This is a genomic window from Enterococcus sp. DIV0436a (genome assembly GCF_051711605.1).
Lineage (GTDB): Bacteria > Bacillota > Bacilli > Lactobacillales > Enterococcaceae > Enterococcus_B > Enterococcus_B faecium.
This window is the reverse complement of record NZ_JBIONA010000001.1, coordinates 927,095-948,012: the sequence shown is the minus strand read 5'-3', so window position 1 is coordinate 948,012 and position 20,918 is coordinate 927,095. Positions and strand designations below refer to the sequence as shown.

At 38.9% G+C, this 20,918-nt stretch carries 27 protein-coding genes and 2 tRNA genes; 1 reads left to right on the top strand and 28 read right to left on the bottom strand.

Annotation, left to right across the window (positions count from 1 at the left end):
* Window positions 1–30: 30 nt before the first annotated feature.
* The 4 genes from IGL15_RS04575 to IGL15_RS04560 all read right to left on the bottom strand — a co-directional run bounded on the left by IGL15_RS04575 (window position 31) and on the right by IGL15_RS04560 (window position 2,856).
* The gene (locus IGL15_RS04575; RefSeq protein ID WP_002299428.1) at window positions 31–750 is read right to left on the bottom strand and encodes a ComF family protein; all 720 of its coding nucleotides are present in this window, start codon (window positions 748–750) and stop codon (window positions 31–33) included.
* The gene (locus IGL15_RS04570; protein WP_002337437.1) at window positions 747–2,060 is read right to left on the bottom strand and encodes a DEAD/DEAH box helicase family protein; all 1,314 of its coding nucleotides are present in this window, start codon (window positions 2,058–2,060) and stop codon (window positions 747–749) included. The genes IGL15_RS04575 and IGL15_RS04570 overlap by 4 nt, the downstream gene beginning before the upstream one ends.
* Before the next feature lie 80 nt (window positions 2,061–2,140).
* Complete coding sequence (locus IGL15_RS04565) at window positions 2,141–2,461, bottom strand: PTS sugar transporter subunit IIB (RefSeq protein WP_002292778.1); 321 nt, start codon at window positions 2,459–2,461, stop codon at window positions 2,141–2,143.
* A 107-nt stretch (window positions 2,462–2,568) separates the two neighbouring features.
* A complete protein-coding gene (locus tag IGL15_RS04560; protein ID WP_104765251.1) occupies window positions 2,569–2,856 on the bottom strand; it encodes a DUF7662 domain-containing protein in 288 nt (95 codons plus the stop codon).
* Window positions 2,857–2,982: 126 nt separating this feature from the next.
* On the opposite strand from IGL15_RS04560, the gene IGL15_RS04555 reads away from it, so the two are divergent.
* Window positions 2,983–3,627 carry a YigZ family protein gene (locus IGL15_RS04555; RefSeq protein ID WP_010728215.1) on the top strand — a complete coding sequence of 215 codons (645 nt, stop codon included), beginning with the start codon at window positions 2,983–2,985 and terminating at the stop codon, window positions 3,625–3,627.
* A 58-nt stretch (window positions 3,628–3,685) separates the two neighbouring features.
* Here the strand turns inward: IGL15_RS04555 and IGL15_RS04550 are convergent, their stop codons facing one another.
* The 24 genes from IGL15_RS04550 to IGL15_RS04435 all read right to left on the bottom strand — a co-directional run bounded on the left by IGL15_RS04550 (window position 3,686) and on the right by IGL15_RS04435 (window position 20,850).
* Complete coding sequence (locus tag IGL15_RS04550) at window positions 3,686–4,393, bottom strand: GntR family transcriptional regulator (protein WP_002292782.1); 708 nt, start codon at window positions 4,391–4,393, stop codon at window positions 3,686–3,688.
* 219 nt (window positions 4,394–4,612) lie between these two features.
* Entirely contained in the window at window positions 4,613–4,783 is a 171-nt protein-coding gene (locus IGL15_RS04545; protein ID WP_002294990.1) for a hypothetical protein, read from the bottom strand.
* A gap of 124 nt (window positions 4,784–4,907) precedes the next feature.
* A tRNA-Gln gene (locus tag IGL15_RS04540) sits at window positions 4,908–4,979 on the bottom strand.
* Between the two features lie 6 nt (window positions 4,980–4,985).
* Window positions 4,986–5,066: transfer RNA gene (locus IGL15_RS04535), tRNA-Tyr, on the bottom strand.
* Between the two features lie 87 nt (window positions 5,067–5,153).
* Window positions 5,154–5,390, bottom strand: coding sequence for a DUF2969 domain-containing protein (locus IGL15_RS04530; RefSeq protein ID WP_002316425.1), 237 nt, complete (start codon window positions 5,388–5,390; stop codon window positions 5,154–5,156).
* 113 nt (window positions 5,391–5,503) lie between these two features.
* Window positions 5,504–6,388: an ROK family protein gene (locus IGL15_RS04525; protein ID WP_002296582.1), complete on the bottom strand. Its 885-nt coding sequence runs from the start codon at window positions 6,386–6,388 to the stop codon at window positions 5,504–5,506.
* Between the two features lie 84 nt (window positions 6,389–6,472).
* Window positions 6,473–6,940: a GNAT family N-acetyltransferase gene (locus tag IGL15_RS04520; RefSeq protein WP_104765252.1), complete on the bottom strand. Its 468-nt coding sequence runs from the start codon at window positions 6,938–6,940 to the stop codon at window positions 6,473–6,475.
* A 63-nt stretch (window positions 6,941–7,003) separates the two neighbouring features.
* Window positions 7,004–7,300, bottom strand: a complete 297-nt coding sequence (gene yidD, locus IGL15_RS04515; protein ID WP_002289000.1) for a membrane protein insertion efficiency factor YidD — start codon at window positions 7,298–7,300, stop codon at window positions 7,004–7,006.
* Between the two features lie 134 nt (window positions 7,301–7,434).
* Entirely contained in the window at window positions 7,435–7,611 is a 177-nt protein-coding gene (locus IGL15_RS04510; protein WP_002292789.1) for a DNA-directed RNA polymerase subunit beta, read from the bottom strand.
* A gap of 12 nt (window positions 7,612–7,623) precedes the next feature.
* Complete coding sequence (gene murA, locus IGL15_RS04505) at window positions 7,624–8,925, bottom strand: UDP-N-acetylglucosamine 1-carboxyvinyltransferase (RefSeq protein WP_002289003.1); 1,302 nt, start codon at window positions 8,923–8,925, stop codon at window positions 7,624–7,626.
* Window positions 8,926–9,021: 96 nt separating this feature from the next.
* Window positions 9,022–9,252, bottom strand: coding sequence for a DUF1146 family protein (locus IGL15_RS04500; protein WP_002289004.1), 231 nt, complete (start codon window positions 9,250–9,252; stop codon window positions 9,022–9,024).
* Window positions 9,253–9,720: 468 nt separating this feature from the next.
* Window positions 9,721–10,143, bottom strand: coding sequence for a F0F1 ATP synthase subunit epsilon (locus IGL15_RS04495; RefSeq protein ID WP_002289005.1), 423 nt, complete (start codon window positions 10,141–10,143; stop codon window positions 9,721–9,723).
* A 13-nt stretch (window positions 10,144–10,156) separates the two neighbouring features.
* A complete protein-coding gene (atpD, locus tag IGL15_RS04490; protein WP_002289006.1) occupies window positions 10,157–11,563 on the bottom strand; it encodes a F0F1 ATP synthase subunit beta in 1,407 nt (468 codons plus the stop codon).
* Between the two features lie 22 nt (window positions 11,564–11,585).
* A complete protein-coding gene (locus tag IGL15_RS04485) occupies window positions 11,586–12,488 on the bottom strand; it encodes a F0F1 ATP synthase subunit gamma (protein ID WP_002292792.1) in 903 nt (300 codons plus the stop codon).
* A gap of 13 nt (window positions 12,489–12,501) precedes the next feature.
* Window positions 12,502–14,058 carry a F0F1 ATP synthase subunit alpha gene (gene atpA, locus IGL15_RS04480; RefSeq protein ID WP_002289008.1) on the bottom strand — a complete coding sequence of 519 codons (1,557 nt, stop codon included), beginning with the start codon at window positions 14,056–14,058 and terminating at the stop codon, window positions 12,502–12,504.
* A 22-nt stretch (window positions 14,059–14,080) separates the two neighbouring features.
* Window positions 14,081–14,623, bottom strand: a complete 543-nt coding sequence (locus IGL15_RS04475; RefSeq protein WP_002289009.1) for a F0F1 ATP synthase subunit delta — start codon at window positions 14,621–14,623, stop codon at window positions 14,081–14,083.
* Complete coding sequence (atpF, locus tag IGL15_RS04470) at window positions 14,610–15,134, bottom strand: F0F1 ATP synthase subunit B (protein WP_002289010.1); 525 nt, start codon at window positions 15,132–15,134, stop codon at window positions 14,610–14,612. Before atpF ends, IGL15_RS04475 begins: the two co-directional genes overlap by 14 nt.
* A 90-nt stretch (window positions 15,135–15,224) precedes the next feature.
* Window positions 15,225–15,440: an ATP synthase F0 subunit C gene (atpE, locus tag IGL15_RS04465; protein ID WP_002289011.1), complete on the bottom strand. Its 216-nt coding sequence runs from the start codon at window positions 15,438–15,440 to the stop codon at window positions 15,225–15,227.
* A gap of 52 nt (window positions 15,441–15,492) precedes the next feature.
* The gene (gene atpB / locus IGL15_RS04460; protein WP_002289012.1) at window positions 15,493–16,212 is read right to left on the bottom strand and encodes a F0F1 ATP synthase subunit A; all 720 of its coding nucleotides are present in this window, start codon (window positions 16,210–16,212) and stop codon (window positions 15,493–15,495) included.
* Window positions 16,213–16,513: 301 nt separating this feature from the next.
* Complete coding sequence (gene smpB, locus IGL15_RS04455) at window positions 16,514–16,978, bottom strand: SsrA-binding protein SmpB (RefSeq protein ID WP_002289013.1); 465 nt, start codon at window positions 16,976–16,978, stop codon at window positions 16,514–16,516.
* Window positions 16,979–16,999: 21 nt separating this feature from the next.
* Complete coding sequence (gene rnr / locus IGL15_RS04450; RefSeq protein ID WP_104765423.1) at window positions 17,000–19,357, bottom strand: ribonuclease R; 2,358 nt, start codon at window positions 19,355–19,357, stop codon at window positions 17,000–17,002.
* Window positions 19,358–19,359: 2 nt separating this feature from the next.
* Window positions 19,360–20,115 carry an alpha/beta hydrolase gene (locus tag IGL15_RS04445; protein ID WP_002304573.1) on the bottom strand — a complete coding sequence of 252 codons (756 nt, stop codon included), beginning with the start codon at window positions 20,113–20,115 and terminating at the stop codon, window positions 19,360–19,362.
* Window positions 20,116–20,217: 102 nt separating this feature from the next.
* Window positions 20,218–20,454, bottom strand: a complete 237-nt coding sequence (secG, locus tag IGL15_RS04440; protein WP_002289017.1) for a preprotein translocase subunit SecG — start codon at window positions 20,452–20,454, stop codon at window positions 20,218–20,220.
* Window positions 20,455–20,571: 117 nt separating this feature from the next.
* A complete protein-coding gene (locus IGL15_RS04435) occupies window positions 20,572–20,850 on the bottom strand; it encodes a GNAT family N-acetyltransferase (protein ID WP_002296443.1) in 279 nt (92 codons plus the stop codon).
* Window positions 20,851–20,918 lie beyond the last annotated feature (68 nt).

Here is a 20,918-nt window from a genome sequence, read left to right as displayed (position 1 = left end):
TTAAATCGCTATCAAATTTCCACATCTAATTCATCTCGCCAAAGAAATAGTTCGGATGATTTTCGGCTGTGCGACCTGCAAACAATCTGCTGCGTGGAAAAGAGTCTGTCCTGTTGTATAGACATCATCAATAATCAATATTTTTTTATTTTGTATCTTAGAAAAGGTGACTGCAAGTTCAAAAGGTTGAGGCATCTCCAATCTTTCCTTTCGCGTGTTTTTTGCTTGAGCCAGCAGATGCTTCTCTCTTTTGAGTAGCATCTGAAAAGGAATTCTTGCTGCTTTCAACATCTCGCTTACTTGATTGAATCCTCTTTCTGTTCGCCTTTTTTCAGATAAAGGTATTGGACAATAGATGTATGTCGGGTATTCTTTTTTTATCTGCGTCCATTTATATGCAAAGGTGCCTGCTAGTCGGATATCTCCCATAAACTTGTATTGATTGAGCCAGGCCTTCATATTTTCATCGTACACAAAAAAGGCACGGTGCTGAAAATCATAGGTCGGATATTTCTTCTTCCATTCTTGACAGTCACTGCAGTAAACGGGAATAGACTTTACTTTCTTTTTCGTACTCTCTAGATTGAAATGGATTGGTTTTTGACAGCCAGAACAGCCTCTTGTTTCCAATAAATGAAATTGTGCGCGACAAACTGAACAAGTCTGAGGTAATCTGTATTTCGAAACACCAATAATCTCGCTGAATGTTAAATTTTGGACGATATCTTTACTGCAGCAACTGCACCTCACAGCATCTTCTTCCCTTCTTCATTCATTTCTTTGATTTCCTGACAAGCTTTTCGAATAGCTGCAGTTTTTTCTTCATAGAAAAAGTATACTTGACTGTTCGTATAAGGCCCTTTACGATCGGCTCTTCCTGCGATTTGTACCAAAGAAGATTTAGTAAAAACCGGATGATCCGCTCCTAAAACGATAACGGATATTCTTTCAAATGTGACTCCACGTTCAAGGATCATCGTGGTTAACAGTATGTCATATTTTGCTTCTCGCATTTTCTGGACTTTTTCCGCCCGCTGATTGTCTCTTGAAGAAACATCTGTGATCTCATATCTCGGAAGAGCCTCTTGAAGTGTGGCTTTCAAACGATGCATCATCGTGATACTTGGACAAAATAAAAGGATATGGTTTTCTTTAATTAATTGATGAATGATCCGCACCAAAGATTTTATCTTCTTCTTGTTCTTGCATTTTTGTCGCCAATTATTCATGAAAACCAAGACGGGTTCAGGAAGTAAACGCCGATGAAAGCGTAAAGCAAGTTTGTGGATGTCAAACGTCTGCTTGATTTCCTTTAGTAACTTTTTATCAGGTGTGGCACTTAAGTAGATGAATCGTCCGTCTGGTTTAATCGCTGTTTGCACAGCATGAGCTAATCCTGCATCCCCGTTATAAGGAAACGCATCGATCTCATCGATCACTATTAAATCAAAGGACCGATAAAAACGGTATAGCTGATGAATCGTACAGATAACAAAAGAAGTAAAGGTATAAGCCGTTGCTGTATTCCCATGGAGCAACGTGATTTTTTCTTCTGGAAAAACATAACGATAGCGTAAAAACAATTCATTACAAACATCGACTCGCGGTGTACAAATCGCTACTCTTCCTCCAGCTTTTAAAGTTTCCACTAAAATAGGATAAAGCATCTCTGTTTTCCCTGCACCTGTTACAGCCCAAATAAGATGATGTCTTTTTTCTGAATGGCAAAGTATTCTCTTTGAGATTTCCGTTTGTTTTTCAGTAAGCTGTCCTGTCCAAAAAAAGACGACTTCTCGAGGTTTTGCTTCAGGCTGATCAAACAAATATAAATCTTGTTGAGTGTCGCATCGCCCTAAATATAGACAATGTGTACAAAAATAACCGTAATCTGCAAGCTGTCCATCAATGACGGACGTCCTCATTCCACAGCGATGACAAAGAATCCAGTTGCCCAAACGTTCCACTGCTGCGATCTTCTCATAATTTGGTAAATTTACCTCCTCACAGTCTATTGCTTTAATATCTCTCGTCAGAAGCCTTCTACCCCAAAAATGATTCATATTATTCGCCCTAAAAAAATATACGAAAAAACAAGCGATCTATTTTTTGGATCGCTTGTTCGATAGTTATACTGTTCTATTTATTCACCTATGAGCGTGATTGCTTGATCTAACACTTTTTCGCCATTCATCATACCATAATCAGCCATATTGATGACATCTAAAGGAATGCCTTTTGGTTCCAGACGTTTCTCAAAATCAGCTTTCATAAAGCGAACTTGTGGGCCTAATAACAACACATCCACGTCTTTATTTGCAAGATTGTTATCTGCGTCAGAAGCGGACACAGCGAAAATATCAGAGTCGATTCCTTTTGCTTCAGCAGCTTTTTGCATTTTTGTTACTAGTAAACTTGTGCTCATACCAGCCGAACATACAAGCATGATTGTTTTTTTAGCCATACTTTTCTCTCCTTTTTAAAACAAACTACGCAAACGTTTTCTTCGCGTCTGTTACTCTATTATATAAAAAGAAAGAAATTTGTCAACGTTTTCTAAACGCGGTTTATTTAATCAAATAGCCAACTAGATTTCACTAATTTATTGAACACGACATATTCTTTGTCCAAATTGATGACAACTACTTCATAGCCTGCATTTATCCAGCCATAGGCACCTTTTTCAGGGTGTTTATAATCATTTGCCCACCAATCTGTACTTTTCCTTGCTGTTTTGGGAAGTCCGTTACTGGGAAACAGCAGTTCGTCAAATTGGGTAAAGGTCAACGTTACTTGAGAGCCGCCATTGTTCTTCAAATAATGCGTAATTGCATCGTACTTTTTCATTCGTTCCTGCATCCCCAGATCCACCTGCCTTTGTCTTTATTATCGCATACTACAGCAATTGCGCAACCGTTACAGTGTTGAAACAACCTAGAACTTTATTTATACTGAATAAAGAAAATGAAAAAAAGAGGTGACAAGATGATCGAGCGCTATCGTACAATAAAAGAAAATGGACAAAGTGAGATTGAGATCAAAAAATCACGCTTTATCTGTTCTCTTAGACGAATAGAATCAGGGGACCAAGCAAAAAGTTTCATTCAAGAAATAAAAAAAGAACATTGGAAAGCGAACCATAACTGCAGCGCCTTCATCATTGGAGAAAAAAATGAAATCCAGCGAAGCAGCGATGATGGAGAACCAAGTGGAACGGCGGGCGTACCGATGTTGGAAGTCCTCAAAAAAAATCAACTGATCAATGTAGCTGCAGTAGTCACTCGATATTTTGGAGGAACGAAACTCGGCACAGGCGGATTAATACGAGCATACACTCATGCGGTCTCTCAAGCATTGTCTGACATTGGAATCGTAGAAGGTACCTTGCAACAGGAGATCTCTGTGATGATCACGTATCCGCAACTAGGAAAATTACAGAATTATCTTGAACTCCAACATTTTTTTATAAAAGAAATCCAATATACTGATCAAGTTAGCGTCATCTGTGCTGTAGATGAAAAAAGTGCTGACCACTTTAAAGAATCCATCATTGAGCTGCTGAACGGACAAGTCCAATTTGAAGAGGGTCCTGTTTCTTATCACGAGCAACTGGTAACTGATCATATATAAAAACAGGTGATTCTGATTCTCTTTTATTTCTAATAAGGAATCAGGGATCACCTGTTTTTTATTTTTCCAAATAAAACTCAAAACGATTTCCTACGTATTGCGTACGCACATACTCAAACGGCGTACCGTCTTCAAAATAAGAAATCTGGCGCAAACGAAGAACTGCATCTCCTCGTTTTACCTCTAAATAGTCAGCAATTTTCTCAGAAGCCAACACAGCAGTAATCGTTTGATTCGCTGGACCGATCTTTTTCCCGCCTTTTTCTTCTAGCGTGCGATACAACGATTCAGTAATCTCTGCTTTGCTGTAGCCATCGATCAGCTTTTGTGGCACACTGGCAACTTCAAAACAAATAGGGACATCATCTGCGAAACGAATACGTTCCATTCGCAAGATCGTGTCATCTTTACTCAAGTTTAGTTTTTCCATTTCACTTGAGCTTGGCGAAGTCAAGAAATAAGAGATTGTCCGACTAGACGGTACTCGATTTTGCGATTCCATAATTTCTGTAAAACTTGTTGCACCAGACATTTTTTCTTGTACTTTTTCTCGCGCAACATATGTACCCGAACCGATCTTTCTTTCTAAGATTCCTTCATCTGCCAAGTTTTGAATTGCTTGTCTCAACGTCATACGGCTGACATTGAATTTCACTGCTAATTCTCTTTCTGAAGGAAGACGGTCTCCGACTTTCCATATACCTTGTTCGATTTCATTTTTTAATTGGTCATGAATCTGTATATATACAGGTAATTGATTCGACATAACGTACACCCGTCCTTTCGTTTCTTCTATTATAACTGGTATATACCTGATTCACAACTGAAAAAGATAAAGGTTTCTATCCATCAACAGAGGATTTAGACACACATCGTTCTTCCTACTCCTATTGTCAGAAACAATTTTTTAGATATGTTCAACCTAGAAAATAACAAAAGACCCTAAAATCGATGAAAATGCCGACTTATGGATCTTTTGTTATTATTAGCGGTTTTTAGCCATCCATTTTTTTGTATGATTCGTTGGGCGTTTTGATTTTACCTGGACCGCTTTTCCGCCTTTTTTCGGAATATTCACTTCAATATTGTATTTTTCTGATTTGACCAAATCATATAACTTTTCAGCTGCTTCGTCTACTTTTTCTTTCCATTTCATGTGGATCCCTCCAATTCTTGTAGTTAACTTAACTCTATCTTAAATCAGCAGAATCTTCAAGGAACAAGGTAGCAAAGCAAAAAAAAGAGCTCTCGAACTAACGAGAGCTTACGATTGTGGTATACTGGGGTAGCTGGATTCGAACCAACGCATGAGGGAGTCAAAGTCCCTTGCCTTACCGCTTGGCTATACCCCAATGAAATGGAGGAGAGTGGATTCGAACCACTGAACCCTAAGGAACGGATTTACAGTCCGTCGCGTTTAGCCACTTCGCTACTCCTCCGAAAGGTTTGTATCAACCTGACTTAGTTATAATACCTAATTTTCCAGATTTTTGCAACCCTTTATTGAAAGTTTTTTTGATATTTTTTTATTCGTGCAGATTCCAGTGTCGAATCACTGTTTCTATCGCATTTTCAAGACTTTTTTCTTTTCCAAAATCTTCTTCACCAAAGAAAATTTCATATTCTTTTGGCCCATAGGCTAAGATCTCACCAATCATTTTTTTCCCTATAAATAACTGAGTGACTTCATAATTCTTACCTTTGATATCTTTTTTCACTTCTTCTATACGCACTTCAATATCTTTATTTTTTTTTGACATCATTTTCACCTCTCAGATATTTTATCATACTGCAGCAAATAAAACATTCCTTAGGTAAAAATCTCCTATTCATTTCATTCACTTCTTTTATGCAAGCTGCACCTTCTCTAAAGCTCTTAATTCTCTCCTTGACGTACAGCGAGATAGTTTGCGGCTGCACCTACAAGATTAGCATCGTTTCTGTATTCACATAATAAAATCTGCGGTTCGAAATCATGCAGATCGAATTGTTCTGTCAGCTTCTTCATTCGGCTTTTGATCTCATCAATGAGCCCTTCTTTTGCAGAAACACCGCCGCCTAATACGATCACTTCTGGATCAAACGAAAATTGAATACTGAATAATCCCTTTGTAAGATACGTATAAAAACTCTCAACTTCTTCTTTTGCTATTGCATCTCCAGTTTCTGCTAATTCAAAGACATCTTTTCCGGTATAAGAATTTTTATCGAGACCTTTGCGTTCACAATAACGCCAAGCCATCTGTACCGCTGTACCAAGTTTACTGAATGTCTTATCGCCATTTAAGAACATCAACCCAAATTCTCCACCGTAAAGATGTGCCCCTTTATTGATTTGTCCTTTCGTGAACAACGCCCCGCCAATCCCAGTTCCTGCCACAACAAAAGCAACATCTTGATAATCACGGGCAGCACCTTCATAAAATTCAGCCATTCCGGCACAGTTGGCGTCATTTTCAATCGTTACTGGAAGTTGAAACAGAGTTTCCAAATCTCGGAAAATATTAAATCCATGAATATAAGGAATCGCACTGATTCCCTCAATCACCTGTTTCTCATTATTCACTACTCCAGGAGAGCTGATTCCAATTCCTTCGACTTCAAAAGAAACGAGTATTTTTTTATAAACTTGAAATAATTGCGCTTTCATTTCTTCCCAAGATTCAGGCGTTGCAAATTGTCCCTTACCTTTAATCTCTTTGCCATCCCAACAACCATATTTGACAGCCGATCCACCAAAATCAAAAACTAATATTCCCATAAAAATATTCTCCTTTTTGTTTGCTAAAGCTATTGTAATGTATCTATTTAGCATTTGAAAGCATTTTCTTGAATTGAAAGTTTATTAGTTAAAGCTATTTTTAGGTAAGTGAATTACTAAAATCACTTGATCCCTTAATTGATCTCCATTTTCAAAAATGGGCTCAGAGTAATGATGGATAAAATAGTCTTTGACTCGACCAATCTCCACATAGCCCATTTTTTGATAGAGATGTAACGCCGCACTGCTAGTACTGCCGGTTCGTATGATGATCTGAGTTTGACTGGAAGCGAGTTGTAAAAGCTTCTGAAAAGCTGTCTCAAGTAATTTTCCGCCAATCCCCTTTCCTTGATACGTTGGGGCTACTGCTACATTGACGATTTCGTATTCTTTTTCCCTTGCCACATAGATCAGTACACCTATTGTTTTTTCTTTTTCTTTCCATATCCAGCCACTCCCTCTGGAAACATATACTTGAACTTTTTCTTTATCAGGATCTGCATCTAATAACAAGGACCATGGTAAATCTTTCTTGTTTAGTTCTTCGATCATTTTTTGTCCCCCATATAAGTAGTTGCGGAGTTGTTACTTTGACAATAATTTTCCTCTTTTTCTTTATCGCTCAGTGCTACCCGTATTTTTCACAACCTTTTTATAATCTGGTTCTTTTTTATCTTTCTTATTTCGCGTTAATCGGAATGTCAATGGTACATAATCGATACCGCCTTTGACAAAAGGATGACAGCGTAAGATCCGTGCAGTCCCCATTACCGTCCCTTTTAGCGCACCATGGGTTTGAATTGCTTTTATCATATAATTGGAACAGGTTGGGTAATAACGGCAGCTAGGTGGAAATGCAGGCGAAATAAAGCGCTGATATCCTCTAACTAAATAAATCAATATCTTCTTCATCAATTAGATTCCTTCTTTTCTTTTACTAAAAAAAGGGATCGCGACTAACGTCAACGTTCCCTTCTGTTTTCTTTTATCATGTTCTGCTTCATGGCTCACTTCATATCGACTAGAACCACTGTGATTCTTATTTATCAATGAAAAAAGTCTCGAATATGAATCCACAAACTTGGCTGAAATACTTTAAATGGATTGCCGCCACCGATGACACCATATCCGATCATCGTTCCGGCCACAAAAAGAAGGATAAGCAATAAGATCACCACTAAAATCTTTATCAAAGTTAATAAGATATATCGTTGGTTACTCATTCAGCCACTTCCTTAAGCAATCGTTTGTGCTGTTTTTTCAGCAGAAGTTTGATCCATGTCTACACGTTCAACGTCTGCACCTAATTGCTGTAGTTTGATATGGAAATTATAATATCCACGGTCTAGATAATTCAAGTTACGCACACGTGTGATTCCATTTGCTTTCAAGCCAGCTAAAACTAATGCTGCTGCTGCCCGCAAGTCTGTTGCATATACTTCTGCACCTTGCAATTCATGGTTTCCATCCATGATTGCTACATTTCCGTCGATTTTGACATGAGCGTTCATACGGCGCATCTCTTCTAAATGTTGGAAACGATTTTCAAACACTGTTTCAGTCACTACACTTGTACCTTCTGCAACTAATTGGATAGCTGTCATTTGAGCTTGCATATCTGTAGGGAAACCAGGATGAGGCATCGTTTTTACATCTGTAGGTAAGATATGTTTTGGTCCGATGACACGGACTCCGCCTTCTTCTTCAATGATTTCTGCACCCATTTCGATCAATTTAGAAATCAATGGGCGGTTATGTTCAGAGATAGCATCTGCAATCAGCACATTACCTTGTGTCATTGCAGCAGCAACCATAAAGGTACCTGCTTCGATACGATCTTGTACGATTGAGTGGTTGACTGCATGTAAATGATCCACGCCTTCAATACGCATTGTTTCAGTACCAGCTCCATAGACTTGAGCGCCCATTTTATTCAAAATGTTTGCTAAATCAACGATTTCTGGTTCGCGAGCTACGTTTTCAATGATGGTTGTTCCTTTTGCTTTTACGGCAGCCATCATGATATTTTGAGTAGCACCTACACTAGGGAAATCTAAATAAATCGTGTTACCGATCAATTCATCCGCAATTGCTTCGATATAGCCGTTTTTTTGAATAATTTTTGCTCCTAAAGCTTGAAATCCTTTTAAATGCAAATCGATTGGTCGTTTACCAATCGCACATCCACCAGGCATAGCTACTTTTGCATGTCCATTTCTGGCAAGTAGCGGACCCATCACAACGATTGAAGCACGCATTTGACTAACATACTCATAAGGCGCTTCGATTTCTAATTGTCTTGAAGCGTCGATTGTTACTTGATTCTTTTGTTCATCAAAATCTACATCTACGTTTAAGTGACGAATCACTTGATTCATAGTGAAGACATCAGAAAGAATCGGAACGTTGTCTAATGTCGTAATACCTTCTTCTGCTAACAAACTAGCAGCTAAAATAGGCAAAACAGCATTTTTAGCTCCTTCAATTCTTACTGTTCCATTTAATTGATTGCCACCTCTTACGATGATCTCTTCCATGTTGTTCCCTCCAAAAAATTCCAATGAGCATACACTTACTCAAAATCTTTTCTATTATAACATCCTTGCTTTTAAAATAGTACCTTTTTTTAAAATTTACAGGCTAACGAAAAGATTTCGGCATAAAGCGATAACTTCTAAGAAAAAATTACTTGCAGTGTACCCTAAAAAAATTGAAAAAAGTACGATTGCCATTCTAATTTGCGTATTATGCATTGGTCTGAAAAAAGTTTCAATGCGTAACGAACGTAAAGACCAGAAGGCTAAGTAGATAAACGCCAAATGACTCACGATTCGAAGCACCGCATCAATTCCGTATACTTGCATAATGACGTCCTTTCTAACGATTGTTTTATAATAACTAATAAAATGATAATACCATAAAATGTATAAAAGGAAAAACAAGTATACTTAAAAATATAGGAATCCCCTTACATTTTTTAGGAAATAAATGCTAAAAATATGCAAAAAAAGGGACTGAGACAAAAGTCTTGTCGCAGTCCCTTATTCCAAATAAACGGTGTTCAATCATCTGACCCTCGGTATTAGCTCAAAAAACGGCAAAATATGAGGAACTATTTTCCATTTGTTTCTCTAATACTCAGGACAAAACGCTGATTTTACAACCTCTGATATACGGTGTTCCAGAAGTAGCTTCTTCGAAAAATAAGCTGAGATTTCACAAAAATTTGAGAAGCAATTTTCGTAAATTCCTTCTTATGTCTTGAAGCTGACCACTTCTGTCATAACCTCTTTTTACTGTTCTTAAACACGGATAAACATCCGCATCTCATTTTATGAGTGCTTAGATACTTTGATACGATTGATTGCTCGGTGCAACGCAACAGTTGCCCGTTTCAATTCGTTCGTATCTTGTTTTGCTTTTGCTTCTTCGATTTGGCGTTCTGCACGTTGTTTTGCACGTTCCGCACGAGATACATCGATATCACGTTCACGTTCCGCACTATCAGCAACGATTGAAACAACATTATCACGAACTTCCATGATTCCGCCATTAACAGCGATCCAATCGACGTGGGTATCTGAATCTGTTCGTTTTACACGAACTTCATCAATCGTCAATGGAACGATGATTGGTGCATGTTTAGGCAAAATCCCAAGCTCACCAGCTGTCGTACGTGCAACGACGATAGCTGCATGGTGATCATAGACCAAACCGGCAGGAGTTACCACATTTACTGTTAAATATTGATCCATGGGGCACCCCTTTCTAGTAGCCTAGTGTTTTCGCTTTTTCTACGACGTCTTCGATTCGGCCAACACTTCGGAAAGCTTCTTCAGGAAGATCATCGTATTTGCCTTCCAAGATTTCGCGGAATCCTTTCACTGTTTCTTCTACAGGGACATATGAACCTGGAAGACCAGTAAATTGTTCAGCCACGTTAAAGTTTTGTGACAAGAAGAATTGGACTCTGCGGGCACGAGAAACTAACACTTTTTCTTGATCGGATAATTCATCCATACCTAAGATAGCAATGATATCTTGTAATTCACGATATCGTTGCAATACGTGTTGGACTTCTGTTGCTACTTTATAATGTTCTTCTCCCACGATTTCAGGTGCTAAAGCACTTGAAGAAGAAGCCAATGGATCTACCGCTGGATAAATCCCTTGTTCTGTTAATTTACGTTCCAAGTTGGTTGTCGCATCCAAATGGGCGAATGCTGTTGCCGGCGCCGGGTCAGTGTAGTCATCGGCTGGCACATAGATTGCTTGGATCGATGTGATCGAACCTTTTTTCGTAGATGTGATACGTTCTTGCAATTGACCCATTTCTGTTGCCAATGTTGGTTGATAACCAACCGCAGAAGGCATCCGTCCTAACAAGGCTGATACTTCAGATCCAGCTTGAGTGAAACGGAAAATGTTGTCGATAAACAACAGTACATCTTGACCTTCTACATCACGGAAATATTCCGCAATCGTCAAACCAGTCAAAGCAACACGCATACGTGCACCTGGTGGTTCGTTCATTTGTCCGAACACCATGGCTGTTTTTTCGATAACTCCTGAATCTTTCATTTCATAATACAAGTCATTACCTTCACGAGTACGTTCACCTACACCGGTAAATACAGAAATACCACCATGTTCTTGGGCGATATTATGGATCAGTTCTTGGATCAGTACGGTTTTACCAACACCGGCACCACCGAATAGTCCGACTTTCCCACCTTTTAAATATGGGGCAAGCAAATCGATAACTTTGATCCCTGTTTCCAAAATTTCTGTACTTGTACTTAATTCGTCAAAGGCTGGTGCTTTTTTATGAATTTCGCTTCTTTCCGCATCTTCTGGGAAAGGTGTTTCTAAATCGATCGTATCTCCTAGTACGTTGAATACGCGACCTAATGTTTCTTTACCTACAGGAACAGAGATTGCTTTGCCTGTATCAATGACTTCCATTCCTCTTTGTAAACCATCTGTTGATTCCATCGCAATGGTCCGGATCACTCCGTCCCCTAATTCTAACGCTGCTTCAAGAACAACTTTTGATTTATTTTCGTCATTTTTATAAACAACTAATGCGTTGTTGATATCTGGTAAGGATTGGTCTAAAGAAAATTCCACGTCGACAACGGGACCGATTACTTGAACAATCTTGCCTGAACTCATCTTTTTTCCTCCAATCTCAATACTATTCTAGTGCCGAAGCTCCGGCAACAATTTCGGTAATTTCTTGGGTAATAGCCCCTTGTCTTGCACGGTTGTAAGAAACCGTCAGCTCATCAATGATATTAGCAGCATTATCAGTTGCTGTTTTCATTGCTGTCATACCAGCAGCATGTTCTGCTGTTTTGGCGTCAACGATCGCACCGTAGATCAAACTTTCAGCATACTGAGGCAATAACTGAGACAAGATTTCTTCTTTTGAAGGTTCAAAAATATATTCTTGTTCGAAAGTAGTTGCTTCTTCTGGATCTAAGTCTGAGATTGGCAGCATTTTTTCTACACGAAACTGACTAGTTAGCGAATTGATATGATGGTTATAACATACGTATAATTCATCGAATACTTCGTTTTGGTACATAGTTGTTGCCATATTTACGATTTTGCGGACTTCATCAAAGCTTGGCTGATCAGATAGATTGCGCAGCTCATATGCTAGATTGATACCGCGTGCTTTAAAGAAGTCTGCACCAGTTCCGCCAATTGCGATCATCACGTAATCATCGGGTGATTGGTGGTCTTCTTCTAAAATAGACATCGTTTGTTTCAATATCGAGCTGTTATATCCACCGACTAAACCGCCATCTGCAGTGATGACGATATAACCAGTTTTCTTAACAGGACGGCTGAGCAGCATGCTGTTGTAATTGATATCCCCTCTAGGATTTTCTGAGGCAATATCATTTAACTGAGTAGCAGTCAAATGCGTAACGATTTCTCTTACTTTTGTTGCATAAACCTGAAACTTCTGTGAAGAAGCTTCAGATTTTGTCAACTTAGAAGCAGACACCATCTGCATTGCCCGCGTGATTTGGCTCGTTTTTTTCGTTGAAGCGATACGTGTCTTGATTTCATTTAATGAAGCACCCATTCATCTCACCTCACTATGCATTTTGAATGGATTTCAATTTATCTTCTGTAGAGGAATTATTTCCTTTTGTAGCTAAGAACATGTCTTTATATTCCTGAATCGCACTGTTCAACGCTTCTTCTTCTGGAAGATCTTTTGTTGTACGGATTGTTTCAAAGATATCTGAATGATTGGTATCCAGATATTCGAATAATTCATGTTCGAAGTCTAAAATACTGTCTACAGGGATACTATCTAAGAATCCATGTGTCAAAGCATACAAAATCACTACTTGTTTTTCAACAGCTAGCGGTGCATGCAATTTTTGTTTCAAGATTTCTACTGTACGGCGTCCACGATTTAGTTTTGCTTGTGTTGCTGCATCCAAGTCAGAACCGAATTGTGTAAATGCTTCTAATTCACGGTAACTTGCTAAGTCTAGACGTAAAGTCCCAGCAACTTTTTTCATTGCTTTGATTTGCGCAGAACCCCCTACACGAGATACAGATAGTCCGGCATCAACCGCTGGACGAGTACCTGCGTAGAACAAGTCGCTTTCTAAGAAGATTTGTCCATCAGTGATCGAAATAACGTTTGTTGGGATATAAGCAGAGATATCTCCAGCTTGTGTTTCAACAAATGGTAAGGCAGTCATTGAACCGCCACCTAAATCATCACTTAATTTTGCTGCCCGTTCCAATAAGCGTGAGTGTAAGTAGAAAACATCCCCTGGATAAGCTTCACGACCTGGTGGACGGCGAAGTAGCAAGGAAAGTTCACGATAAGCAACAGCTTGTTTTGAAAGATCATCAAAAATAATCAAGACATGTTTCCCGTTGTACATGAACTCTTCACCCATTGCAGTACCAGCATATGGTGCGATATAAAGCAACGGCGCTGGTTGAGACGCACCGGCATTCACAACGATTGTGTAATCCATTGCGCCATATTTTTTCAATGTTTCAACTTGTGTACGAACTGTAGAATCTTTTTGTCCGATTGCTACATAGATACAGATCATATCTTGACCTTTTTGGTTGATGATCGTATCGATCGCAATGGAAGTTTTCCCTGTTTTACGGTCACCGATAACTAATTCACGTTGGCCGCGTCCGATTGGTACAAGAGCGTCGATTGCTTTTAGACCTGTTTGCATTGGTTCGTTAACAGATTTACGTTGCATAACGCCTGGTGCCATTGCTTCTACTGGACGAGCTTTGTCAGTAACGATTTCACCTAGTCCGTCGATTGGCTGACCTAGCGGATTAACTACCCGTCCGATCAAGGCCTCTCCAACTGGAACTTCCATGATCTTTCCTGTTCGTTTTACTTTATCTCCTTCACGAATGGACTCGAAATCGCCAAGGATAATGATACCTACATCATTTGATTCTAAGTTTTGCGCCATTCCGTATGAGCCATTTGAAAATTCAAGCAACTCACCACTCATCGCGTTTTCTAAACCATGTGCACGAGCGATCCCGTCACCTACATAAGTTACGGTACCGATTTCTTCGACTGAAAGCACGTTTTGATAATTTTCAATTTGTTCTTTAATCAAGGCACTAATTTCTTCTGCTTTGATGGCCATTCGATTCACCTACCTCTTTGTACTATCTATTTAATTGATTACGCATATTTTCTAATTGCGTGCGAATGCTTCCGTCGATTACTCGATGGTTAGCTTCAACAATCGCGCCACCAATAATAGAAGAATCAACGATTTGTTTTAATTCGACTGATTGATAGTTCATTGTTTTTGCAACATTCTTTTCTAATTGTATTCGTTGTTCGTCTGAAAGTGGAACTGCTGTTGTGACACTTCCCAACAGCAAACCTTGATGTTCATCATATCGACGTTCATATTCTTCGATCATGAACAAAAGATCATCCATTCGGTTATACGCATAAACAACTTCTAAAAAGTTTTTAACGATTCCATCATAGCCACTAACAAGCTTGTCCATGATTTCTCGTTTTTCATGAGGTTCTAGACGAACATCACTTAACATATTACCTAATCCAGGTACTTGTTCATAGATTTGACGTAAGCTTACGAGATCTTGATAGATTTCTTCTGCTTGATTTGAATCGATCGCCAGTTCAAATAAAGCTTTCCCGTAACGTCTTCCTACTGTATATTTATCTAGTTTCATTTGAAGAACCTAGACCTTCGATATATTGATTGATTAATGATTCGTGCATTTCTGGAGATAATTCTTTGTTCAAGATTTTTTCCGCGATTTGAAGAGATAGTTCTGCAACATCGTCTTTTACAGAGTTCAGCGCTGAATCACGTTCTACAGTGATATCAGCTTGGGCTTTACTTTTTAGACGAGCTGCTTCTTCTTGAGCATCCTTCAAAATATTTTGGCGGCTTAATTCTCCACTTTCTTTCGCATTTTTGATGATATCAGCTGCATCAGAACGAGAGGCTAACAATTGTTGTTCGCGTTCTTGTTCCATTTTCGCTGAGTTGATGCGAGATTGTTCTGCAGAATCCAAATCATTGGCGATCTTGTCTTCACGTTTTTTCAAAATATCGCTGATTGGTCCCCAAGCAAAATGCTTCAAGAGAGCCAGTAGTATCAAAAATGAGCCGCTGACAACGATGACATTTCCTAACATCGCATTGCCAACTTCTGCAATTGCCAATTGATTCAGCATAGGCGAGCCTTCCTTTCTTTGAAGTACTTCTAGTTTTCATGTAAAAAAGCAGTAACAAACCAAATTGTTTCTGCCTTAATACTGATTCAATTAAACACCAAAAACTAGAATCAAGGCGACAACTACCCCTAAGATAGGAACAGCTTCGACTAGAGCTACCCCGATAAACATTGTTGTACGGAATTGACCAGACATTTCAGGTTGGCGAGCCATTGATTCGATTGTTTTAGAGATAACTTGACCGTTACCATAACCGGCTCCGATTGCTGCTCCCATGATTGCGATTGCTGCTGCGATATAATTCATAATTGTTTTCCTCCTAAATTAGATAAATAGTAGTTTGTTTTTAAAACGAATATTATTCTTCCACTTCAATCTTATGGCTCATATAAACCATAGATAAAGTAACGAAGACAAATGCTTGGATGCTTCCGATAAACAAGGAGAATGCGATCCAGACCATCTCTAATGGAATTGCTAACGGCAATGAGAACCAGCCTAAGCTTATTACCATTTTTGCAATCAAGGTTAGCAAAACTTCCCCCGCATAAATATTCCCATAAAGACGTAAAGCAAGTGTTAATAAGTTTGTAAATTCTTCAATCAGTTTCATCGGAAACATAAAACTATATGGTTTCAAGAACGAATTTACGAAATATCCTTTGAAGCCTAACTTTTTCACCCCAAATAAGTGAGTAAGTAAGATCATTATAAATGCCAAAGTTAAAGTAACAAACGGGTCTGCTGTCGGGCTTTTCCAAAGTGTTGTTTCGTTAGGTAAAACGATTTTTGTTACTAAACCGATGTTGTTTGCAACAAAAACAAATAAAAACAATGTAAATGCCAACAAATGGAAATTGCTCAATTCTTTTCTAGGCAGATTATCTGTTACGATTCCTCGACTAAAATCAATGACCCATTCTATCGCATTTTGTTTGCCTGTTGGTTTCAACTTAAGATTTCTTGTAAAAAAGTAAGCTAAGAAGAAAACAATCAAACAGGTCAGTAACACCATTATACAAACTGTACCATCAAACCAAATTGGTCCAATGTGGAACGTTAGCGAGCGTTCATCCAATCCATTTCACCTCTTTTCCCCGAAATTCACATAAAATCAATTCATGTGCGTATCTGGTTTTTTCCAATCGGTTTCTAACCACACGGTATCATACCACCATGAAACAGAAAATTCAAAACATTTTCATGAAAATTAGACACTTTTTTATTTCAGTCAAAAACGAAGCGAATTTTTCTTTATACACGGTGCTCCTGATCTAAGAAAAAACCTATGATAATCATGTTTTATCAGATTAAATGCTAACAAATTTTATCATTAAGTAAAAGCAAAAGCACCGAATATGCGAAAAAGGATAATGAAATTATCTAGAGAAATTTTTTAATGTTCGATCAATTTGTCGATCGATATCTTTTCGTTTCAAATCTTCCCGTTTATCATACGATTTTTTCCCTTTTGCCAGACCAATCAATACCTTGGCATAGCCGTTACGAATATAGACTTTTAAAGGAACAACAGTGATCCCAGTATTTTTCAATTCATTTTCAAGACGGATGATTTGTTTTTTGTGTAATAATAACTTTCTCGTGCGCAACGGATCATGATTAAAAATATTTCCTTGTTCATAAGGACTGATATGAACATTATGCAAGAAAGCTTCTCCGTTGCGGACGCGAATAAATCCATCTTTTAGATTGATCCGGCTGTTTCGTATCGACTTGATCTCGGTTCCTTGCAAGACCATCCCTGCTTCCATCGTGTCGATGATCGAATAATCATGGCGAGCTTTCTTGTTTTGTGCAATTAATTTTCCCTCGCCTTTTGGCATAGCTGTTTCCTCCAACTCATTTTATTTTTTCTTTTTCTTCTTTTTAACACCTTTGTAAAATGGCTTCTTCCCTTTTTTCTTACCGAACGTTTGCTTACTATCGCTATATCGTTTGTTCTTCTTGCCATTTCTTTCTGGGCGTTTTCCTGCTTGTTTTCCTTCACGTTTTCCTGATTTTCCATTTCGTGTTTTTGGCCGTTCCAACGCTGTAACCTCTTCTGCGGAAACAAGTTCAAAATCTACTGCCCGTTCATCTGGATCAGCTTTGACTACTTTTACTCGCACTTTCTGTCCGATTTTAAAAGTCAGACCAGTTCTTTCACCTACAAGAGCTAAATGATTTTCAACAAAATGGAAGTAGTCCTGTTTCAATTCATTGATATGGATCAATCCTTCTACTGTATTCGGCAGTTCGATAAACAGGCCGAATTTCACAACAGAGCTGATGATCCCATCGAATTCTTCTCCCACTTTGTCCATCATGAATTCTGCTTTCTTCATGGAATCTACTTCACGTTCTGTTTCTACTGCACGACGTTCCATCTTAGAACTATGATCTGCAATTTCAGGAAGTTCCGCAGCCCACGAACTTTGATTGCTTTCACTTTTATCTTCACTGTAAGAACGGATCAGACGATGGACGATTAGATCGGGATAACGTCGAATAGGAGATGTAAAGTGTGTGTAGTAATCTGCCGCTAAGCCATAATGCCCAAAATTGTCTTCTGAATAGCGTGCTTGTTGCATGCTTCTTAGCAACATAGTATTGATAACTGCAGCTTCTGGTTTGTCTTCTACTCCTTCGATCACATGCTGTAAATCTTTTGGTGTGATCGTTCCTTTCGTTCCTCGGACCAGAATGCCCAAAGCTGAAGCAAAATCAAAGAAGCGCTGCATTTTTTCTTCTTTTGGCTGTTCATGGATTCGGTAAATAAACGGCAGATTTAATTTATTATAATGTTCAGCTACCGTTTCATTGGCCGCAAGCATGAAAGATTCGATCAAGCGTTCACCAATTCCTCTGCTTCTTAGCTGGATGTCATTTGGGTGTCCTTCAGCATCAACAAGGATTTTCGCTTCGCGATCCTCAAAAGAAATCGCGCCACGTTTGATTCGCATCGTTTCAAGGATTCGATGCAATTCACCCATTTCTTGGAACATAGGTACGAGCTGAGCATAGCGTTGCATCGTTTCTTCGTCTTGATCTTCTAAGATTTGATTGACAGCTGTGTAGGTCATCCGTTCTGTTGTTTGGATCACACTTGGGAAAATATCATGAGAGACTACTTGTCCATTTGGATCAATCTCCATTTCGCAACTCATGGTCAGCCTTGGAACATGGGGATTCAGTGAACAGATACCATTCGATAAACGTTGCGGGATCATCGGAATCACTCGATCAGTCAAATATACACTTGTCCCTCTTTCATATGCTTCTCTGTCCAATTGACTGCCTTGTGTCACATAGTAAGAAACATCTGCAATGTGTACTCCAAGAAAATAATTACCGTTATCTAATTTTTTAACCGTAACTGCATCATCTAGATCTTTTGCATCTTCTCCATCAATCGTAACAATGAGCTGATTTCTTAAATCTCTACGTCCAGTTATATCCGTTTCGCTGATTTGATCTGGAACTTCATCTGCTTCAGACAATACATCATCAGGAAATTTCGTAGGGATACCATTAGCCACGACAATTGAGAGGATATCCATGCCAGGGTCATTCTTATGACCAATCACTTGCTTGATTATCCCTTCTAAACTAGTCGCATACCCTTTTTCAGGGTAATGGGTCAGTTCGATCAGCACAATACTTCCGTCAACTGGACGAACTCCCTCTGCTGCTGCATATACTTTAAATTGGTTAAGCTTTCTATCTTTCGGGATAACAACGCCGTAAAGATCCGTTTCTTGTATTTCTTCTTCTGAATAAGCAACGAATTCCCCTGCTAACTGAGTAGTCGCCCGGTCTCGAATCTCGACTACTTTCCCCTCTGCTCCGCGATCCATATCTGTATTTGCTCGCTTCATGATATCGATTGCTACGGTGTCTCCATCCATTGCAAAACCAGTCGCTTCTTTTGGGATATAGATGTCATCTTCTTCGGGATCAATCGTTACAAATCCAAATCCTCGTTCATTTGCTCGAAATGTTCCTTCGATCAAGATTGGTTTTAAAGGAAGTTTCACTTTTCCTTTTTTATTGAAAACTATACTCTGTTCTCTTTCCATTTGAGCAATCGTTTGTACTAGTAATTTAAAATCATCGCTTTTTTGGAACCCTAAACCTTCAGCGATTTCTTCCATAGAAAAACTGCGTTTGCGACTGCTTTCCATGAAAAAGAGAATTTTCTCTTTTATCGTTTCTTTTGTCATATTTATTCCTCATTCCAAGGTAATTTTTCTAAAAATTCCAAGACGTCTTTTTCTAATTCGCGTCTTGCTGTACCAACTGTAATCACATGACCACTTTCAGGATACCATTGAAGTGTCACTCGCTGACGGCTCAACTTGCGTGCAGTTTCAAATACGCCATTAGGGTCGATCATTTCATCTTTCCCAGCTTGAGCTAAAAATATCGGCTGTTGGATATCTGACAACCTACTTTCTACGATTGCTGCCTGATCTTGTATATCCATTAATTGTTGTTCAGCTAACGAGCGGTAAGCAACTGCTTTTTCATTGATTTCTTTCTCTGATTTACCTGCTGTCTTCAGCACTTGACGTACGTATTTTTCAAAGTTTTCAGGCACGTTTGTTTTTACAGGAGACAAAGGCGAACAGAAAAAACCGCCGCCAATCACTGATTCTTCTTCTAGTGCTCGTACAGCAAAGATGCCGCCCATCGATAATCCTAATACGGCAATATCAGAAAACTGCTCAGACTGTAAAAAATGGATGGCTTTTTTAGTGTCTGCCCACCAGCTTTCTGCTTTTTCTTGCAAGATATCATATGGCTCCATTGTTCCGTGTCCTTTAAAAAGCGGCGCATAAACTGTATAATCTGCTTTTTCCAAAAATCGTGCGAGCATTCGAACATCGTTTGGACTTCCTGAGTAAGCGTGAAGCAGCAAAACCGCTCGCTTTCCATGTTTTGCATAAAGGGGTTTTGGTAATTGTCTCACTCGTCTCACCTCTTTCGCCTCATTTTACCATAGTTTCTTTCATAACTTCTTCTTAAGCGTTCTCTTTGCAATAAAAAAAGCCGCCCGCCGTTTTGCGAGAGGCTTATTCAACTACTTCGAAGATAAATATGCTAGGACAAATAATAAGATCATCCAGATAGCTCCCATAACTGCAGTTGATCGCTGCATGACAGCTTCAAAGCCGCGAGCTTTTTGTTTGCCGAATAGTTGATCCGCACCGCCGGTAAATGCACTCGCTGCACTATTTTGCTTGCTTGGCTGCATCATAATCGCAATGACCATAACAATCGATAAAACGATCACGATTCCCAAAATTAAATTATACATATCGCAGCCTCCTTCCCAAAAGATATCGTCTCTTTAACTTTATCATAGATAAAAGTCCGTGACAACTCTATATAAATGGAATAACAGCTGAAAGTTCAAAACTTTCAGCTGTTATTCTTATGACTGACGTAAGACGTCTTGATATTCTGGTTTCTTTTCAAACTCTTTTTTTGCATAAGGGCATAAAGGAATGATCTTTTTCCCGTCTCGTCTTGCTAATTCTACTCCAGTATACACTAGCTTTTCAGCTAACTTTTGACCACGATATGCTGGATCTACAAATGTATGGTCAATGATCATGATGTCTGGGCCCGCATCTGACCATGTCATTTCTCCGATCTCTTGTTGTTCATCATTGAATAAAGCAAGACGATTTTTTTCTTCTTTGATTTCCATATGCCGCACTCCTCAAATAACTGATATTTTTTTATTCCTACCTTATTTTAGCAGTCTCCTGATCTATA

Excerpts from the sequence above, each read along its gene's own strand:
- IGL15_RS04570 (WP_002337437.1), bottom strand. The coding sequence starts at position 2,060 with ATGAATCATTTTTGGGGTAGAAGGCTTCTGACGAGAGATATTAAAGCA.
- IGL15_RS04565 (WP_002292778.1), bottom strand. The coding sequence starts at position 2,461 with ATGGCTAAAAAAACAATCATGCTTGTATGTTCGGCTGGTATGAGCACA.
- IGL15_RS04560 (WP_104765251.1), bottom strand. The coding sequence starts at position 2,856 with ATGCAGGAACGAATGAAAAAGTACGATGCAATTACGCATTATTTGAAG.
- IGL15_RS04555 (WP_010728215.1), top strand. The coding sequence starts at position 2,983 with ATGATCGAGCGCTATCGTACAATAAAAGAAAATGGACAAAGTGAGATT.
- IGL15_RS04550 (WP_002292782.1), bottom strand. The coding sequence starts at position 4,393 with ATGTCGAATCAATTACCTGTATATATACAGATTCATGACCAATTAAAA.
- IGL15_RS04545 (WP_002294990.1), bottom strand. The coding sequence starts at position 4,783 with ATGAAATGGAAAGAAAAAGTAGACGAAGCAGCTGAAAAGTTATATGAT.
- IGL15_RS04530 (WP_002316425.1), bottom strand. The coding sequence starts at position 5,390 with ATGATGTCAAAAAAAAATAAAGATATTGAAGTGCGTATAGAAGAAGTG.
- IGL15_RS04525 (WP_002296582.1), bottom strand. The coding sequence starts at position 6,388 with ATGGGAATATTAGTTTTTGATTTTGGTGGATCGGCTGTCAAATATGGT.
- IGL15_RS04520 (WP_104765252.1), bottom strand. The coding sequence starts at position 6,940 with ATGATCGAAGAACTAAACAAGAAAGATTTACCATGGTCCTTGTTATTA.
- yidD (WP_002289000.1), bottom strand. The coding sequence starts at position 7,300 with ATGAAGAAGATATTGATTTATTTAGTTAGAGGATATCAGCGCTTTATT.
- IGL15_RS04510 (WP_002292789.1), bottom strand. The coding sequence starts at position 7,611 with ATGAGTAACCAACGATATATCTTATTAACTTTGATAAAGATTTTAGTG.
- murA (WP_002289003.1), bottom strand. The coding sequence starts at position 8,925 with ATGGAAGAGATCATCGTAAGAGGTGGCAATCAATTAAATGGAACAGTA.
- IGL15_RS04500 (WP_002289004.1), bottom strand. The coding sequence starts at position 9,252 with ATGCAAGTATACGGAATTGATGCGGTGCTTCGAATCGTGAGTCATTTG.
- IGL15_RS04495 (WP_002289005.1), bottom strand. The coding sequence starts at position 10,143 with ATGGATCAATATTTAACAGTAAATGTGGTAACTCCTGCCGGTTTGGTC.
- atpD (WP_002289006.1), bottom strand. The coding sequence starts at position 11,563 with ATGAGTTCAGGCAAGATTGTTCAAGTAATCGGTCCCGTTGTCGACGTG.
- IGL15_RS04485 (WP_002292792.1), bottom strand. The coding sequence starts at position 12,488 with ATGGGTGCTTCATTAAATGAAATCAAGACACGTATCGCTTCAACGAAA.
- atpA (WP_002289008.1), bottom strand. The coding sequence starts at position 14,058 with ATGGCCATCAAAGCAGAAGAAATTAGTGCCTTGATTAAAGAACAAATT.
- IGL15_RS04475 (WP_002289009.1), bottom strand. The coding sequence starts at position 14,623 with ATGAAACTAGATAAATATACAGTAGGAAGACGTTACGGGAAAGCTTTA.
- atpF (WP_002289010.1), bottom strand. The coding sequence starts at position 15,134 with ATGCTGAATCAATTGGCAATTGCAGAAGTTGGCAATGCGATGTTAGGA.
- atpE (WP_002289011.1), bottom strand. The coding sequence starts at position 15,440 with ATGAATTATATCGCAGCAGCAATCGCAATCATGGGAGCAGCAATCGGA.
- smpB (WP_002289013.1), bottom strand. The coding sequence starts at position 16,978 with ATGCCAAAAGGCGAGGGAAAATTAATTGCACAAAACAAGAAAGCTCGC.
- rnr (WP_104765423.1), bottom strand. The coding sequence starts at position 19,357 with ATGACAAAAGAAACGATAAAAGAGAAAATTCTCTTTTTCATGGAAAGC.
- secG (WP_002289017.1), bottom strand. The coding sequence starts at position 20,454 with ATGTATAATTTAATTTTGGGAATCGTGATCGTTTTATCGATTGTTATG.
- IGL15_RS04435 (WP_002296443.1), bottom strand. The coding sequence starts at position 20,850 with ATGGAAATCAAAGAAGAAAAAAATCGTCTTGCTTTATTCAATGATGAA.